This is a genomic window from Novosphingobium sp. GW821-FHT09E05 (genome assembly GCF_059416165.1).
Window position 1 is genome coordinate 1849040 of the sequence record NZ_JBWKOQ010000001.1, and the last position, 16385, is coordinate 1865424.

The 16385-nt window shown below is 67.6% G+C and carries 19 protein-coding genes; 7 read left to right on the forward strand and 12 right to left on the reverse strand.

Annotated features, from left to right (window positions below):
- Positions 1-10 precede the first annotated feature (10 nt).
- From AC07M9_RS08670 to AC07M9_RS08685, 4 genes are all read right to left on the reverse strand, one after another.
- Entirely contained in the window at positions 11-1531 is a 1521-nt protein-coding gene (locus AC07M9_RS08670) for an XrtA system polysaccharide chain length determinant (RefSeq protein ID WP_494883002.1), read from the reverse strand.
- 16 nt (positions 1532-1547) lie between these two features.
- Positions 1548-2189 carry an XrtA/PEP-CTERM system exopolysaccharide export protein gene (locus tag AC07M9_RS08675; RefSeq protein WP_007677274.1) on the reverse strand — a complete coding sequence of 214 codons (642 nt, stop codon included), beginning with the start codon at positions 2187-2189 and terminating at the stop codon, positions 1548-1550.
- Positions 2190-2353: 164 nt separating this feature from the next.
- Positions 2354-3592: a pyridoxal-dependent decarboxylase, exosortase A system-associated gene (locus AC07M9_RS08680; protein WP_494883004.1), complete on the reverse strand. Its 1239-nt coding sequence runs from the start codon at positions 3590-3592 to the stop codon at positions 2354-2356.
- A complete protein-coding gene (locus tag AC07M9_RS08685) occupies positions 3589-5127 on the reverse strand; it encodes an acyl-CoA ligase (AMP-forming), exosortase A system-associated (protein ID WP_494883005.1) in 1539 nt (512 codons plus the stop codon). Before AC07M9_RS08685 ends, AC07M9_RS08680 begins: the two co-directional genes overlap by 4 nt.
- A 34-nt stretch (positions 5128-5161) precedes the next feature.
- Between AC07M9_RS08685 and AC07M9_RS08690 the strand changes: the two genes are divergently transcribed.
- From AC07M9_RS08690 to AC07M9_RS08705, 4 genes are all read left to right on the forward strand, one after another.
- The gene (locus tag AC07M9_RS08690) at positions 5162-6178 is read left to right on the forward strand and encodes a GNAT family N-acetyltransferase (RefSeq protein ID WP_494883007.1); all 1017 of its coding nucleotides are present in this window, start codon (positions 5162-5164) and stop codon (positions 6176-6178) included.
- Between the two features lie 43 nt (positions 6179-6221).
- Positions 6222-6482, forward strand: a complete 261-nt coding sequence (locus AC07M9_RS08695; protein ID WP_494883009.1) for a phosphopantetheine-binding protein — start codon at positions 6222-6224, stop codon at positions 6480-6482.
- 145 nt (positions 6483-6627) lie between these two features.
- Positions 6628-7302, forward strand: coding sequence for a hypothetical protein (locus AC07M9_RS08700; RefSeq protein ID WP_494883011.1), 675 nt, complete (start codon positions 6628-6630; stop codon positions 7300-7302).
- Positions 7299-8075 carry a hydrolase 1, exosortase A system-associated gene (locus AC07M9_RS08705; protein ID WP_494883013.1) on the forward strand — a complete coding sequence of 259 codons (777 nt, stop codon included), beginning with the start codon at positions 7299-7301 and terminating at the stop codon, positions 8073-8075. Before AC07M9_RS08700 ends, AC07M9_RS08705 begins: the two co-directional genes overlap by 4 nt.
- Before the next feature lie 166 nt (positions 8076-8241).
- Here the strand turns inward: AC07M9_RS08705 and trxB are convergent, their stop codons facing one another.
- On the reverse strand, positions 8242-9213 hold the full coding sequence (trxB, locus tag AC07M9_RS08710; RefSeq protein ID WP_494883015.1) for a thioredoxin-disulfide reductase: 972 nt from the start codon (positions 9211-9213) through the stop codon (positions 8242-8244).
- A 163-nt stretch (positions 9214-9376) separates the two neighbouring features.
- Here trxB and AC07M9_RS08715 point away from each other — a divergent pair, with 163 nt between their 5' ends.
- Both AC07M9_RS08715 and AC07M9_RS08720 read left to right on the forward strand, forming a co-directional pair.
- Positions 9377-10087, forward strand: coding sequence for a DUF899 family protein (locus AC07M9_RS08715; protein ID WP_494883017.1), 711 nt, complete (start codon positions 9377-9379; stop codon positions 10085-10087).
- Positions 10088-10147: 60 nt separating this feature from the next.
- A complete protein-coding gene (locus tag AC07M9_RS08720; protein ID WP_494883907.1) occupies positions 10148-11020 on the forward strand; it encodes an alpha/beta fold hydrolase in 873 nt (290 codons plus the stop codon).
- A 51-nt stretch (positions 11021-11071) separates the two neighbouring features.
- Here AC07M9_RS08720 and AC07M9_RS08725 read toward each other — a convergent pair whose 3' ends face one another.
- From AC07M9_RS08725 to rpmF, 5 genes are all read right to left on the reverse strand, one after another.
- Complete coding sequence (locus AC07M9_RS08725) at positions 11072-11536, reverse strand: MerR family transcriptional regulator (protein ID WP_494883019.1); 465 nt, start codon at positions 11534-11536, stop codon at positions 11072-11074.
- A 29-nt stretch (positions 11537-11565) separates the two neighbouring features.
- Entirely contained in the window at positions 11566-11862 is a 297-nt protein-coding gene (locus AC07M9_RS08730; RefSeq protein WP_494883908.1) for an integration host factor subunit alpha, read from the reverse strand.
- A 107-nt stretch (positions 11863-11969) separates the two neighbouring features.
- Positions 11970-12938: a beta-ketoacyl-ACP synthase III gene (locus tag AC07M9_RS08735; RefSeq protein WP_494883021.1), complete on the reverse strand. Its 969-nt coding sequence runs from the start codon at positions 12936-12938 to the stop codon at positions 11970-11972.
- Positions 12938-14011 (reverse strand): phosphate acyltransferase PlsX, encoded by a 1074-nt coding sequence (gene plsX, locus AC07M9_RS08740; RefSeq protein ID WP_494883023.1) that lies wholly within the window; start codon positions 14009-14011, stop codon positions 12938-12940. Before plsX ends, AC07M9_RS08735 begins: the two co-directional genes overlap by 1 nt.
- A 48-nt stretch (positions 14012-14059) precedes the next feature.
- A complete protein-coding gene (rpmF, locus tag AC07M9_RS08745; protein ID WP_007682642.1) occupies positions 14060-14239 on the reverse strand; it encodes a 50S ribosomal protein L32 in 180 nt (59 codons plus the stop codon).
- Between the two features lie 185 nt (positions 14240-14424).
- Here rpmF and AC07M9_RS08750 point away from each other — a divergent pair, with 185 nt between their 5' ends.
- On the forward strand, positions 14425-14817 hold the full coding sequence (locus tag AC07M9_RS08750; protein ID WP_494883025.1) for an MAPEG family protein: 393 nt from the start codon (positions 14425-14427) through the stop codon (positions 14815-14817).
- Between the two features lie 50 nt (positions 14818-14867).
- Here AC07M9_RS08750 and AC07M9_RS08755 read toward each other — a convergent pair whose 3' ends face one another.
- Both AC07M9_RS08755 and AC07M9_RS08760 read right to left on the reverse strand, forming a co-directional pair.
- Positions 14868-15575, reverse strand: coding sequence for an MBL fold metallo-hydrolase (locus AC07M9_RS08755; protein ID WP_494883027.1), 708 nt, complete (start codon positions 15573-15575; stop codon positions 14868-14870).
- 53 nt (positions 15576-15628) lie between these two features.
- Positions 15629-16279 carry a LexA family transcriptional regulator gene (locus AC07M9_RS08760; protein WP_494883029.1) on the reverse strand — a complete coding sequence of 217 codons (651 nt, stop codon included), beginning with the start codon at positions 16277-16279 and terminating at the stop codon, positions 15629-15631.
- Positions 16280-16385: the final 106 nt, after the last annotated feature.

Sequence of the window (16385 nt, forward strand, 5' to 3'; positions counted from 1 at the left end):
GTCGATTCCCTCAGGCCACCATGCCGCGCTGGATGAATTCGGCGGCGAGCAGCACCACGAACAGCCCGCCCAGCGCAGCGCAGCTGGCGTAGAAGTATTTCAGCCGCTTGCGGCGCAGCGCGCGCGCGCCGTCGGTCAGGCTCTGCGAGATCGCGCCGAGCACCGGGAGCCCGGTCACCCGTTCGAGGCCCGCAGTGGTCGCGAATACCGAACGCATGCGGCTCAGCGCAAAGGCCGCAGCGCAGCCCCCCGCGAGACCGACGACCAGCACGCCGAGCAGCAGCACCGGGCGGTTGGGAGCGACCGGCGAGCGCGGGGTCGTCGGCGGATCGACGACTTCGAACTTCACCGCCTCGCGCTCGGTCTTCACTTCGCCGCGCAGGCGCAGTTCCTCGCGGTCCTGGAGGAGCTTGTCGTACTGCTGACGCAGCACGTCGTAGTCGCGGTTGATGCGCGTCGCCTCGGTCGCAAGCTCCGGGTCCTGGATCGACGAGGCGGTCAGTGAGGCGATGTCCGACTGGAGCGCCGCCTTGCGCGACTGCAGGGCCTGGACGTTCGCCTGCCGCTCCGCGCGGATCGACTGGAGCGAACTGTAGGCGGGGTTAAGCGTGCCGCCGCCACCGGCCGCTTCCTGCGCCGCCGGGCCCCTGAGCGCGGCAACCTGGTTGCGGGCGGCGATGACGTCGGGGTGATTCTCGGTGAGGCCGCGTCCACGCATCGCCGAAAGATCGGCCTGCGCCCTCGCCAGCGCCGACTGCGGACCACCGTCGGCGGCACCCGCGATGGTGCGCGGGGTGCCGGCCAGCTGGCCGTCGATCGCCGCCAGCGCGCTCTGCGCGGCGGACAGGTCGGCCTCGATGTCGCGTACGCCGGTGCGCGAGGCTTCGAGGCGCTGGACCATCGCGGCGCCGCCGAGCGCCAGCTCGGGATGCTGGGCCTCGAAGGCGGTGCGCTTGCTCTCGGCGGTTTCCAGCTCGCGTTCGCGGTTCTGGAGTTGCTGGTTCACGAAGGCCAGCGTCTCGACCATGTCGCCGCGGCTGCCAGAGAGGTTCTCCTCGCGGAAGATGTCGATCATCTTCTGCGCGACACTCTGCGCCAGCTTGGCGTTTTCGGCGTCGGAGAACGAGCTGTCGTTGGCAGTGGCGGTGATCTCGAAGAGGTTGTCCTCCTGGCTCACCACCTTGACGTTGCTGCCAAGCTTGAGGACCGCCGCTTCCATCTGCTTGGGGTTCTCGATGGTGTCGCCCAGCCGCGTCGAGCGGACGACCTTTTCGAGATTGACGGCGGCGGTCAGGGTCTGGCGGATACGCTCGATGTCGCGCTTCTTGTCGGCGACGCCGATGCCCACCTGTTCGGCCAGCGCATCATCGAGCTGGATGAAGATGCGCGCGCGCGATTCGTAGGTGTTCGGGATCAGCGCGACCACCAGCCAGCCGGCGATGCATATCGCCCAGGCCGCGGCCAGCGCGATCCAGCGGCGGTGCCAGACGCTGTGCAGTGCACTCAGGACCTGTTCGTAGAGCGAATCCATGCTGTCCGTCCGCCGCTCAGAACATGCTCTCGGGGATGATGATCACGTCCCCGGGGCTGAGCATTACGTTGGCCTTGCTGTCGCCCTTCTTGAGCAGGTCGCCCAGCTTCAGGTCGTATTCCTTCTGGGTGCCGCTGGCCTTGTCGAAGCGGATGAGGCGCGCCTTGTTGCCGGCGGCATATTCGGAAAGCCCGCCTACCGCGATCATCGCGTCGAGCACGGTCATGTTCGCGCGGTAGGGGATCGACGCCGGCTTCTCCGTCGCGCCGACGATGCGGATCTGCTGGCTGAAGGTGCCGGAGAAGCCGTCGACGATGACCGAGACCAGCGGGTCCTCGATGTACTGCGAGAGCTGCAGGCGGATGTCCTGCGCCAGCATCGCCGGGGTCTTGCCCACGGCGGGCATGTCGGTGATGAGCGGCGTGGTGATGCGCCCGTCGGGCCGCACCTGCACCTTGGCGCCCAGTTCCGGGTTGCGCCAGACGAACACCGTCAACTGGTCGAGCGGGCCGATCACATAGTCCTCGCCCGGCCCTTCCTGCATCGACACGAACGAGGCGGGCGGCAGTTGCGGACCGGACGTCGTGGCGCATCCCGTCAGGGCGACGCTGGCAAGCGCGGAGGCGGCCAGGAGTCGGGTGAAGCGGCTGCGGTGCATCGATACGTTCCTGTCTGCGCCTGCCCCTCCCGCGCGCTGGACACGTCGGGCAGGGACCTTGGCAAAATCCAGCGTGCGGTATCCGGTCAAAGGGTGAATATTGCGTTAGCCTTGCAAGGCTAATCCAGCGCCGGTCCCATAACGGGACGGAGCGAATTCAAGGGTTAAAGCGGGGTTTCGACCAGCATCTCGCGCGCAGGACCCTGCCCCAGGAACGTCGCAGGGCTGGCGCTGGCGCCGTATGCCCCGGCGCAGAATACCGCGATCAGGTCGCCCGCGTCGGCGCGGGGGAATCCGCCCTTGTCGGCCAGCTTGTCGAGCGGCGTACACAGGCAGCCGACGATAGAGGCCTCCTCCTCCACCTCGGCGCCGAAGCGCGTGGCGATGGCGGAGGGGTAGTTGCGGCGCACCACCGTGCCGAAGTTGCCCGAGGCCGCGAGCTGGTGGTGCAGGCCGCCATCGGTGACGAGAAACACCTCGCCGTGACTCACCTTGCGGTCGACGATGCGGGCGAGATAGACCCCCGCCTCGCCGACGAGGTAGCGGCCGAGTTCGATGCAGAATTCGGTGTCGCGCAGCACCTCGGGCAGCATGGCCATCTGCGCCGCCAGCCGCTCGCCGACGAGCGTGAGGTCGACCGGCGTGTCGCCCGGGAAATAGGGAATGCCCAGCCCGCCGCCGAGATTGCAGTGCGGCAGCGGCGCGCCGCTTGCCTGCGCCAGCTCCGCCGCGAGCGCCAGCGCCTGCCCCTGCGTCTCGGCGATGGCCTCGGCGTCGAGCGCCTGGCTGCCCGCGAAGATATGGAAGCCGCGCCACTCCGCGCCGCTGTCAATCACGGCGCGCACCAGGGCAGGCACCCGCTCGGCATCGACGCCGAAGGGCTTGGCGCCGCCGCCCATCTTCATGCCCGAACCCTTGAGGTCGAACGAGGGATTGACCCGGATCGCCAGCATGGGAGTGACGCCGAGCCGCTCGCCGATGGCGATGGCGCGCGCCGCCTCGCCTTCGGATTCGAGGTTCAGCGTCACGCCCGCGCGGATCGCAGCTTCCAGTTCCGCGTCGCGCTTGCCGGGACCGGCGAAGCTGACCTTGCCCAGCGGCAGCCCGGCTCCGCGCACGATCTCCAGTTCCCCGCCCGAGGCGATGTCGAACCCGTCGACCAGCCCCGCCATCAAGTCCAGCAGCGCCGGGAAGGGGTTGGCCTTGACCGCATAGTGCAGCGCCACTCTCGCCGGCAGCGCGGCGCGAAGATCGGAGACACGGCGGCGGATGTGGTCGGCGCTGTAGAGGAACAGCGGCGTGGTGCCCGCCTCCTCCACCCATTGCGTGACGGGGCGGCCAGCGACGGCGAGGACGCCGTCGGTCGCGGCGTAACCCGCCGGGATCGGTCCAAGCGCCTTCATGCGGCCACCTCCGCCAGAATTTCGGCCGAGAGGCCGGTGCGGTCGAGCTTCCCGTTGGGCCCTATCGGCATCGCCTCGCGCCAGTGGATGACCTTGGGCTGCATGAAATTCGGCAGGTCCTGCATGAGCCTGCGCGGCAAGGCTTCCGCGCCGTCCGAACTTGCCGGATCCGCCCTCACCACCAGATGCACCGCCTGTCCGAGTCGTTCGTCCGGCACACCCAGCGCCACTGCTTCGGCAACGAGACCGGTGGCCAGCGCGGCTTCCTCGATCTCCTGCGGCGAGATGCGGTTGCCCGCGCTCTTGATCATCGCGTCGCGCCGCCCGACGAAGTAGAGCAGCCCGTCTGCCTCGCGCCGCACCCGGTCGCCAGACCATACCGCGATCCCGCCGTAGCGCGAGGCGGCGGGCGCGGGACGATAGCGCTCGGCGGTCCGCTCAGCGTCGTGCCAGTACCCTTGCGCGACCAGCGGCCCGCAGTGGACCAGTTCACCCTCTTCCCCGTCCCGGGCGACTTCGCCCGAGTCGTTGACCACCAGAATTTCCGCATGGGGGATGGCCTTGCCCATCGAGGTCGGGTGCGTATCCACCAGCGAGGGATCGAGGTAGGTCGAGCGGAACGCCTCGGTCAGCCCGTACATCGGAAACAGCCTTGCCTGCGGGAACAGCGCGCGCAGCCGCCGCACGAGGTCGACCGTCAGCGCGCCGCCGCTGTTGGTCAGGCGGCGCAGCTTCGCGGCGGTCTCCGCCGGCCAGTCGAGTTCGCAGACCTGCACCCAGAGCGGCGGCACGGCGGCCAGGGTGGTGACCGCGTGGCGCTCCACCGCCTTCATCAGGTCTCGCGGAACGAGGTAGTCCAGCGGGATCACGCAGCCCCCCGCATACCATGTCGAGAGCAACTGGTTCTGGCCGTAATCGAACGAGAGCGGCAGCACCGCCAGCGTCCGATCGTCCGCGGCGAGGCCGAGATAATCGGCGACGCTTTGCGCGCCCAGCCACATGTTCGCATGGCTGAGCATCACCCCCTTGGGCCGCCCGGTGGAGCCGCTGGTGTAGAGAATGGCCGCGAGATCCTTGGGGTCGGCCTCGGAAGGCAGCATCTCGCCGCCCAGTTGCGCTGCCGTTGCCAACGCCTCGTCCTCGGCCAGGAGGCGGCAGGACACGGGAACGTCCACCTCGTCCAGCGTCTTCAATCGCGCCGGCGTGCCGATCAGCACCGCCGCCCCGCTATCGGCCAGGATATGCGCCACCTGCGCGTGCTTGAGCAGCGGATTGACCGGGACGTGCACCAACCCGGCCCGCGCCGCCGCCAGCGGCATCAGGCACGTCAGTTCCCCCTTCGCCGCCCATGTCGCCACCCTCGCGCCCTTTTCGGGCACTTCGCGCGCCAGCCACGCGGCGAGGCGGGAGACACGCGATCTTAAGTCCTTCCAGCTAACCGGGCCTTCACGCAGGACGAGCGCGTCGGCATGATCGGCCCCGCGCAAGGCCAAATGGTCGAGCGGCAGGATCGGATTTTCGGGACGGCCCGGCATGTCAGGGAAAGGCTCCGCGAGGGGTAAGGGTACGTTGATAAGGATCGACTATCACTCCGATCTTAAGGAAGTGCAATCGGATGGCCAGCTAGCACGGCTGCTCTCCGACGCCTGCCAGCACGCGCCGTTCGACCGCCTGGCATGGTGGGAAGGGCTGGCCGAGCACTGCGGGCTCGCGCCGCTGCTGGCGGTGGCCCGCGGACCGGGCGATGCGGTCGCGGTGCTGCCGCTATCGGGGCCTTCGGGGCACCTGAACGCCCTGGCCAACTGGTACACCTTCCGCGTCCGGCCGATTCTCGTCGGCGACGCGCCGCTGGAGGCCCTCGCGCGCAATCTCGCGGCGCACGCGCATCGGCTCACACTGTCCGGCGTGCCTGACGAGGACGGCAGCGCATCGAACCTCGAGACCATGTTTGGCAAGGCCGGCTGGCTGGTCCGCCGCGAAGTCTGCGACACCAACCACACCCTGCCGCTCGCAGGCCGTGGCTACGAGGAATACCTCGCCGCCCGCCCCGGCAGGCTGCGCACCACGCTCAAGCGCAAGTCGGGCAAGGTGACGACCCGCATCCTCACCCATTTCGACGCGGCGGCCTGGGCGGAATACGAATCCATCTATGCCGAAAGCTGGAAGCCGGAGGAAGGCTCCCCCGATTTCCTGCGCGCTTTCGCCTGGGCCGAGGGCACGGCCGGACGCCTGCGCCTCGCCCTCGCCCACGATGGCGCCGATCCGCACGGGCCCGCCATAGCCGCGCAGATGTGGACAGTGGAAGCGGGCACCGCCTTCATCCACAAGCTCGCCCACCGCGAGGCCGCAAAGCCGCTCTCGCCCGGATCGGTGCTGACCGCCGCGCTGATGCGCCACGTTGTCGATGTCGACGGCGTCGCGCTGGTCGACTTTGGGACCGGCGACGATCCCTACAAGCGCGACTGGATGGAGCAGCAACGCCCGCGCTACCGGCTGGACATGTTCCGGCCGCTTGCCGCGCGAAACTGGCCCGTTCTCGCCAAGATCGCCGTCCGCAGCCTTGCCGCGCGCGTGAAGCACGGCTAGAGGCCGCCGCGTCAGTCAACGTCCACACGAGACTCTGCCGCCCATGCCAGACCAAACCGACCTGCTGCTGCGTCGCATCCTGACGGACGTGCTTGGGCTGAAGCCCGGCCAGGCCGAAGCATTCGACGCGAATACCGGCCTGTTCGGGCACCTGCCGGAACTCGATTCGATGGCCGTGGCCGGGCTGCTGACCGAGCTGGAAGACCGCCTCGACATCGTGATCGACGACGACGAGATCGACGGCGAGATGCTGGAAACCTACGGCGGCCTCCTCGCCTTCGCCGAGGCCAAGCGCGCCGCCTGATGGGTGCGTGCGGAACACCTTCGCGAGCAAACTTCCGTCGTTCCCGCGAAGACGGGAACCCATCTGCTGCAACGTCCGATTGCACCGCCCCAAGATGGATTTCTGTCTTCGGGGCCATGACGAGGTGTATTTTGGGGACATCGCGGTGACCCCGGCGAGCTGGCCCTGCCCGCTCCCCGGCGGCGGAACCTGCGAGGAAGCCGCGCTTCAGTTCGACGCGGGCCGCAAGGCGCGCCTGCTCATCGTCCCCGCCCTGTTCGACGAGGGCAACCGCATGCGCCGCTTCACCGTCGAGGTCATGCGCCGCCTCGATCTTGCCGGCATCGACAGTTTCCTCCCCGACCTTCCGGGCTGCACCGAAAGCCTGCAACCGCTGGAAGCCCAGGACCCGACGGACTGGCTGGACGCCATGGCCGCCGCCGCCCGGCATTTCGGCGCCGACCATGCGCTCGGCATTCGCGGGGGCTGCCTGTTCACGCCCCACCGCCTGCCCGCGCTCCACTATGCGCCCGTCAAGGCCGCCTCGATCCTGCGGCAGATGGTCCGCGCGCGCATGCTGTCCGCGCGGGATGCGGGCCGCGAGGAGAGCCGTGAGCAACTGGCCCAAGCTGCGCTGACGCAGGGCATTACGCTCGCCGGCTATGCACTCGGCGCAGACTTCTACCGTCAGTTCGAGCCGATGACCGCCGATCCCGGCGCTACCGTCATCGCGCAGGAACGGCTCGGCGGCAGCGGCCTGTGGCTCCGCGCCGAACCGGACGAGAACGCCGCACAGGCAGACGCGCTCGCCGCGATCCTCGCCGCGGATCTCCTGCAATGACGCGCCGCCACTTCGCATTCGCCTGCGAAGGCGACCGGCTCGTCGCCACGCTTGACGCCGCGCCCGGCCGCACGGCGCTATTGCTGGTATCGGGCGGCAACGAAGTGCGCAGCGGCGCGTGGAACGGACAGGCCCGCTTCGCCGCCCGGATCGCCGCCAAGGGCTTCCCGGTCCTGCGCTTCGACCGGCGCGGCGTGGGCGACAGCGAAGGCGCGAACGGCGGCTTCCGTTCGGCCGCACCCGACCTTGCCGCCGCGATCGAGGCTCTGCGGGCGCAGTGCCCGCAGGTCGATACCATCGTCGGCTTCGGCAACTGCGATGCGGCCAGCGCGCTCATGCTGGCGGGCGGCGCGGGGCTCGACGCGCTGGTGCTGTCGAATCCCTGGACCATCGAGGACGATGCCGAAGAGGCCCCGGTGGAAGTGGTACGCGACCATTACCGTCGCCGCCTCGCCGATCCGGCCGCGATCAGGCGACTGTTGACGGGCAAGGTTTCGCTCTCGAAGCTGGCGCGCAGCCTGGCCTCGGCGGTGCGCCCCGCATCCCCGGCGCCGGCCGGACTTGCAGCGCAGATCGCGCAGGGCATCGCCGGGTTCCAAGGTCCCGTCCGCTTCCTCGTCGCCGGGCGAGACCGCACCGGCCTCGCCTTCCTCGCGCGCTGGGACAAGGCCGACCAATGCATCCGCACCTGCCCCGATGCGACGCACAGCTACGTCGAGCCTGAGGCTCAGGACTGGCTTGCGGTGCAGGTGCTGGAAGTGCTGCGGGGCTGAAGCTCGCCCTGCGAAAGCGGAGTTGAGGCCGTCAGCGCAGTTGCCTGAAACCCACAAGACCCCTCGCCCTCGCAAATGCGGAGTCCCCGCCTTCTCGCGCTCTGGACAGAAAAAGCGGGGTCCCCGCCTGCGCGGGGGCGACGAGGTTTATCGGTCGATCCGCAGGTCAGCCCTGAACCGTCTCCGTGATCCCGGCGAATTCCTTGGCAGCAAGATAGCGCTCGGCATCCAGCGCGGCCATGCAGCCCATGCCCGCCGCCGTGATGGCCTGCCGGTAGACGTGGTCCGAGACGTCGCCCGCGGCGAACACGCCCGGAACGTCGGTCTTGGGCGTGCCCGGCTGCACCAGCAGGTAGCCGGTCTCGTCCATGGCGAGCTTGCCCTTGAAAAGCTCGGTCGCCGGGGCGTGGCCGATGGCGACGAAGGCGCCGTCGGTGACGATTTCGCTCTGCTCTCCGGTCACCGTGTCGATCAGCGCCAGTGCCCGCAGGCCGCCGTCCTCGCCGGCCATGAAGCGGTCGACGCGCTGGTTCCACACCACCGAGATCTTCGGGTGCGCGAACAGGCGGTCCTGGAGGATCTTCTCGGCGCGCAGGCTGTCGCGGCGGTGGATCAGGGTCACATCGTCGGAGTGGTTGGTGAGGTAGAGCGCTTCCTCGACCGCGGTGTTGCCGCCGCCGATCACCACCACCTTCTTGCCGCGGTAGAAGAACCCGTCGCAGGTCGCGCAGGCCGAGACGCCCTTGCCCGACAGCTCCTGCTCGCCCGGAACGCCCAGCCACTGCGCCTGCGCGCCGGTGGCGATGACGAGGGTGTCACCCTCGTAGATGTCACCGCCATCGCCGGTCGCGACGAAGGTGTCGCCCGAGAGGTCGACGTTGGTGATCGTGTCCCACATCATGCGGGTGCCGACATGGACCGCCTGCGCTTCCATCTCCTGCATAAGCCACGGGCCCTGGATGACCTCCCGGAAGCCGGGATAGTTCTCGACATCGGTGGTGATGGTCAGCTGGCCGCCGGGCTGAAGCCCCTGCACGACGATCGGCGCCATGCCCGCACGCGCGCCGTAGATAGCGGCGGACAGCCCCGCCGGGCCGGAGCCGATGATGAGCATGCGGGTCTTGTGCGTGGTCGCCACTGGGCTGTCTCCGAAGAACGTCGATAATGTCTGGCCCGCGAGATAGGCGCTGGCGCCCCGGTTTGCCAAGGACGGCGGGGGGATAGCATTAATTCATCCCCACAAATGCAGCCTACCGGCCTGCCCGGGCGTTCACGCGCGAAACGGTGAGAGGATCTGCGTCATGAACACGCCGCTACCGCCCGCGAACGAGCTGGCCGCGCTCAGGAAGCCGCGCTTCGCTCACGAAACCGCCGAATACGCCGCCGCGCGCGAGGCGCTGCTGGCCCGCGAGATCGAGGCGCGCCGCCAGCTCGGGAGCCTCGCCGCGCAGCTGCGGGAGCTGCCGCCCGGCCCCGCGATCGAGGAGGACTACCGCTTCATCGACGCCAATGGCGCGGACATCGGGCTGGCGGAGATGTTCGGCGGGCTCGATACCCTGGTGCTGTATCACTGGATGTACGGCCCCGACCGTGAGCGGCCCTGCCCGATGTGCACCAACCTGCTCGGGCCGTTGGCGGCCAACGCCGCCGACCTGCGCCAGCGCGTGGCGCTCGCCGTGGTCGCGCGTTCCCCCGTCGAACGGCAGATCGCCTTCGCCATCGAGCGCGGCTGGCGCGACCTGCCGTTCCACCAGGCGGTCGGCGATGCGTTCTCGCTGGCGATCGGCGGGCTCGATCCGGAGACCGGCTGGGAATGGCCGGTGCTGATGGTGCTGGTGAAGCAGGGCGACGCGGTAGGCCTCCACTGGATGGGCGAGACCACCAAGGACATGGCCGATCCGGGCGAGGACCCGCGCGGCGCCACCGAAATCGCGCCCTTGTGGACCGTGCTCGACCTTACCCCCGGCGGACGCGGCACCGACTGGTATCCCAGGCTGTCGTACCTGCCGTAATCGCCAGGGCAGGACCGCGCGACGTTGACGGCGCGCGCCGGGCGTTCCACCTCTGGCGCCATGACCCAGCTCGGCCCCACTTCGAACCGCTTCATCTCCCAGCGACTGCGCCTCAACTACGTCGACTGGGGCAATGCGGACGCGCCTCCGCTCATCCTGCAGCACGGCGGGCGTGACCATTGCCGCAGCTGGGACTGGGTGGCCGAGGAACTGCGCCGCGACTGGCACGTCATATGCCCGGACCTGCGCGGCCATGGCGACAGCGAATGGTCGCCGGAGGGGCACTATGCGATGGACGCCTTCGTCTACGATTTCGCCCAGCTGGTCCACACGCTCGGCCACGATCAGGTGACGATCATCGCGCACTCGCTCGGCGGCAACATCACCACGCGCTTCGCCGGGCTCTATCCGGAGAAGGTGGCGAGGTTCGTCAACATCGAGGGTCTCGGGCCCCCGCCCGCGACGCGGCGCGAACAGGAAGCCAGGGGCGCCGGCGAACGGCTGCGCCAGTGGATCGAGGACAAGCGCAAGGCCTCGGCCCGCAACGTGCGCAAGTACGCCACGCTCCGCGACGCCTACCAGCGCATGAAGACGGAAAATTCGTTCCTGACCGACGAGCAGGCCCGCCATCTCACCATCCACGGCGCCAGCCGCAACGAGGACGGCACCTGGAGCTGGAAGTTCGACAATTACCTCAACGTCTGGTCGGCCTCGGACCTGCCGACCGACCAGATCATCGCGCTATGGGAGGCGGTGACATGCCCGATGCTGCTGCTGTGGGGCCGAAACAGCTTTGCGGGCAGCCCGGCGGCGGACGGCAGGCTTGAACACTTCCCGGGCGCCAGACTGATCGAATACGAGGACGCCGGCCACTGGCTGCACCACGACCAGTTCGACCGCTTCGTGGCCGACGTAAGGGCCTTCCTGGGCTGAGGCTGGCAGAAGCAGCACCCGCGAGAGCCGGCCCGCGCCGGCGCGCGGCGATCAGGCGGCGGCCAGCCCGGCCGCCAGCCGTTGGCGAATCGCGGCAAGTTTCCGGAAGAAATCATCCTCCATCAAATTAACCACTTCTTCGTCCGGACTTCGGCCAATACTTGCAGCGCCCTGCAAATTTTCTTCAATCACTTTGGCGGCACCGCGCAGCGTATACCCCTCACGATGAACGAGGCGGTCTATCTCGACGATCAGGGCCACGTCCTCGGCGCGGTAGTAACGGCGTGAACCGCTGCGCTTGATCGGGGCGAGAGCGGCAAACTGCTCTTCCCAGTAGCGCAGCACGTGCGGACGGATGTCGAGCGCCTTGGCGACCTCCCCGATCGTGCGCAGCGCCTGCGGGTCCTTGCCGTCGTTGAAGATAGGGCCGGCCTCGGGCACGGCCCCGGCTAGCTTAGCCGTGGCCGTGCCACCACCGGTTTCGTTCGTGTCGTTCTGGGTATCCGAAATGGTCATATCTGCCTTGTTCGCAAAGGGTTTCCCCTTCAATCCTGGGCGATACGGTCCTTCAGCATCTGGCTGGCGCGGAACGTCATGACCCGTCGCGGGGTAATCGGCACTTCCACGCCGGTCTTGGGATTACGGCCGACCCGCTCTCCCTTGTCACGCAGCAGGAAGGTCCCGAAACCCGAGATCTTCACGTTTTCTCCATGGCTGAGGGCCGCGCACATCTGCTGGAGCACCGCCTCCACCATGGCAAGCGACTCCGCCCGGGATATACCCAGCTTCCGATGTATGGCCTCGGCGATTTCAGCCCTGGTCAAAGTATCCGTAGAGCGCATCAAGCCCGCATCCCCTTCGTGCGCTGATGCGGTTATAATATGAAAAAGCGGGAAGAAAGCAATGCTGCGTCCAATATTGAACGCAATTGGACCAATGCAGGAAACGACTAGACGCGAATCAGGCTCGCGCCCCACGTGAATCCGCCGCCCATGGCCTCCAGCATAACCAGATCGCCGACCTTGATCCGCCCGTCGCGAACCGCCTGGTCAAGCGCCAGCGGCACCGACGCGGCGGAGGTATTGGCGTGCTGGGCAACCGTCATCACGACCTTGTCGGGGCTCAGGTTCAGCTTCTTAGCGGTCGCATCGAGAATGCGCGCATTGGCCTGGTGCGGGACCAGCCAGTCGAGATCGTCGGTGGAAAGCCCAGCCTCATCAAGCACTTCGCGAAGCACTTCGGCGAGGTTCACGACGGCATGACGGAACACCTCGCGGCCCTTCATGCGCAGCTTGCCGACCGTGCCGGTGGTGGACGGGCCGCCATCGACATAGAGCAGCTGGTTGTGGGCGCCGTCGGCGTGGAGGCGCGTCGCGAGGATGCCCCTCTGCGTATCGCCCTCCTGCTCCTGCGCTTCCAGGACGATCGCTCCCGCGCCGTCGCCGAACAGGACGCAGGTGGTGCGGTCCTCCCAGTCGAGGATGCGGCTGAAGGTCTCCGCACCGATCACGAGCGCGCGGCGGGCCATGCCCGTGCGCAGCATCGAATCGGCGACGCCGACCGCGTAGAGGAAGCCCGAGCACACGGCTGCCACATCGAAGGCGATGCCGCCCCGGCAGCCGAGGTTGGCCTGCACCAGCGTGGCGCTGGCGGGGAAAGTCTGGTCCGGCGTCGCGGTGGCGAGCACGATGAGGTCGATGGAGGCCGCCTCGATCCCGGCTGCCTCGATCGCCCTGCGCGCGGCGTCCGTGGCGAGCGTGGTCGTCGTCTCGTCGGGGGCGGCGATGTATCGATTGGTGATGCCGGTACGCTCGACGATCCACTCGTCACTGGTATCCACCCGCTGCGCGAGTTCGGCATTGCTGACAGCCTGGCGCGGAAGCGCCGAGCCGGTTCCGATAAGGACCGAACGTAGCATCAGGCGCGTTCTTCCTGGACGCCGTTGACGCCGCTGGGCTTGCGCCATGTCGCCCCGCCCACGCGGGCGAGGTCGGCGGTGATGCGCTCGGTCACGTTTTCCTCCAGGAGCCGGGCGGTGACCGCCACGGCATTGGCCACGCCCACGGCATTGGCGCTGCCGTGGCTTTTCACGACGATGCCGTTGAGGCCGAGGAAAACCGCGCCATTGTGATTGTTGGGGTCGAGATGGTGCTTGAGCAGCTCGGTCGCGGGCTTCGAGATCAGGAACCCGATCTTCGAGCGCAGCGAACTGGAGAAGCCGCGCTTCAGCAGGTCGGCGACGAACCGCGCCGTGCCTTCCACCGCCTTCAGGGCGATGTTGCCCGAGAAACCGTCGGTTACGACGACGTCCATGTCGCCGCGGCAGATCTTGTCCGCCTCGGTGAATCCGTCGAAGGACATCGAAAGGTCGCCGGCGGCCGCTTTCAGGATCGCGGCGGCGTCGCGCACCTCGTCGGTGCCTTTGATTTCCTCGCTGCCGATGTTGAGCAGGCGAACGCGCGGCTGTTCGCGGCCCGTGGCGACACGGGCATAGCAGGCGCCCATGATCGCGAACTGCACGAGGTTGCGGCTGTCGCACTCGGTGTTGGCGCCGAGGTCGAGCATGACGACGTCGTTGTCGCCCAGCGTCGGCAGCAGCGCGGCCAATGCGGGACGATCGATGCCGGGCATCGTGCGCAGCGAGAGCTTGGCGATCGCCATCAACGCGCCGGTGTTGCCACCGCTGACGGCGGCGCCGGCATGGCCGAGCTTCACCGCCTCGATGGCGCGGCCCATCGACGTGCCCTTGGCACGGCGCAGGGCCTGGCTCGGCTTGTCCTCGCCACTGATGACGCCTTCGGTGTGAAGGATTTCGGAGCTGGCCCGCAGGTTGGGGTGATTCTCGAGAGCGGACTTGATCCGCACCTCGTCACCCACGAGCAGGAACTTGAAACGGTCGTGCCGACGGCGCGCTAATGCCGCGCCTTCGATCATGACGCGCACACCCTCGTCACCGCCCATCGCATCAATGGCGATACGCGGTAAACTCATGGGCTCTCTCCGAAATTCGCCAGAGGTCTTGCTAAGACTCAGAAGTCTTTAGACTTCGACCGCGACGATTTCACGGCCGTTGTAGTGACCGCAGGCGTTGCACAGGTTGTGCGGACGCTTGAGTTCACCGCAGTTCGAGCATTCATGGAATGCTGCGACGGTCAGCGCGTCGTGGCTACGACGCATGCCGCGGCGTGAAGGGGTGGTTTTTCTTTTAGGGACAGCCATTTCGGCACCTGTTCCTGGAAATGCAGTTTTGTCAAAAAGGCCGCCGGTGACCGTTAGGGGACACGGCGGCTTGCGAAGGCGCGCCTATACCTCATTTCAGGCGAGTTGCAACCCGTTACTCCCTCGCCCATGAACGCATCGCCAAGCGCGGGATCGACCGCGGGCCAAGCCGGAGCCCTAATATAATGATTCTGCAGACCACCCTAAGTCTGGCCGCCGCTGCCGCCGTACTCAACTTCTGGCTGGCGCTGCGCACCAGCACGGTCCGGATGAGCGCCAAGGTCTGGCAGGGCGACGGCGGCAACCGGATTCTCCTGCACCGCATGCGCGCCCACGCCAACTATGTCGAGAACACGCCCTTCGTGCTGATCCTGATCGCCGCGATCGAGCTGACCGGCAAGGGCGGCGCCTGGCTGGCGATCGTCGGAGCGCTCTATCTGCTGGCGCGCGTCGCCCATGCCTTCGGGATGGACAAGCCCGAGAAGTCGCCGCTGCGCGCGATCGGCTTCTGCGTCACGGTGCTGGTGCTACTGGGCCTTGCGGTCATGGCGGTGCTGATCGCGCTGGGACGCTTCTAAGGCGCCCTCATAGGCACCGACCCGGACCCAGCGGGGGCGGTGCCTATACATTACCTATAGAGCCCCCTGGCGGGACGACCGTCCTCGAGAGCGTCGTCGCCGACATAGGGATTCGTCCGGCGCTCCTGCCCGAAGGTGCTGACCGGTCCGTGCCCGGGCACGAAAGTGACGTCGTCACCCAGTGGCCAGAGCTTCTTCGTGATCGAATCGACGAGATCGTCGAGATTGCCGCGCGGGAAGTCCCAGCGGCCGATGCCGCCCTGGAACAACACGTCGCCGACCATCGCGAAACGGCTCGGCGCGTGGTGAAACACGACGTGGCCGGGCGTGTGGCCCGGGCAGTGCACGACGTCGAGCTCAAGGTCACCCACGGTCACCTTGTCGCCATCCTCGAGCCAGCGGTCGGGCTCGAACGTATGAGCCTCCATGTTCCAGCGCGGGCCGTCGTCGCTGAGTTGCGCGATCCAGAAGCGGTCTTCCTCGTGCGGACCCTCGATCGGTACGCCGAGTTCCTTCGCCAGCACACCGGCTTGGCCGCAGTGGTCGAGATGCCCGTGGGTCACGAGAATCTTCTCGATCGTGACGCCGGTCTTCTCGATCGCCTGCCGCAGCTTGGGCAGGTCGCCGCCGGGATCGACGAGCGCGCCGCGCATCGTCGTGGTGCACCACAGCAGCGAGCAGTTCTGCTGGAGCGGCGTCACCGGGATGATGCCCACGCGCATCTGCTGCTTCGCGGCGGTATCTGTGTTTTCGGTCATAGGCCGGAAAATGGCCGCAAGGGGCCGCGAATGCAACCGGAGGAAGCGGAAGCCTAGATGCGCCCGCCCTTCCACACCACGCGGCCGATGACGGTGACTTCGGGCCCGGCGCATTCCAGCGGCGGATAAGCGGGGTTGTCGCTGAGCAGCACGACCTTGCCGGGACGCCCGGTGTCGAGCCGCTTGACCAGCAGGCTGTCGCCCAGCCGGACGACGTGGATGCCGTCGCGCAGGGGGCGCGGCTTGCGGTCGACGAGGATCTCGTCGCCATCGCGCAAGGTCGGCTCCATCGAATCGCCGCTCACCACGATCGTCGAGAGGTGCCCCGGCTGCAGGCCCATGGCGCGCAGCCAGCGCCACGAGAAGCGAATCGTGTCGAACACCAGTTCGCCCTCCCCGTCCGCGCCGGGCCCGGCAGAGGCCCCGACGGTCAGACGCGGAACATCGGCCCAGTCGTCCGCAGCCGATTGATCCGAATTGGCATAGGACTTTTCCTTCGATTTTCCCAGTTCCTCCTCACTCACGCCGAAGAAGCGGGCCAGCATGCCGCGATCCTGCTCCTCCAGCCTGCGGGGACTGCCTTTCCGGACGAACTGCTGGAGATAGCTTGGGTTTTTACCGAGCATCTGCGACAGCTTCGACAAGCTTACATGCCGTTCATCGGACAGTTCGAGAAGGCGTCGGCGGGCGGGGTCGATTTCCATATTGTAATCCATACACGTAGGAAATTTCCTAGACAAGTAGGATTTGAAAAGGAACATTCTAGGAACACAGCCAATTCCGCTCATTCCTTCGCCTTTTCAACCGCCT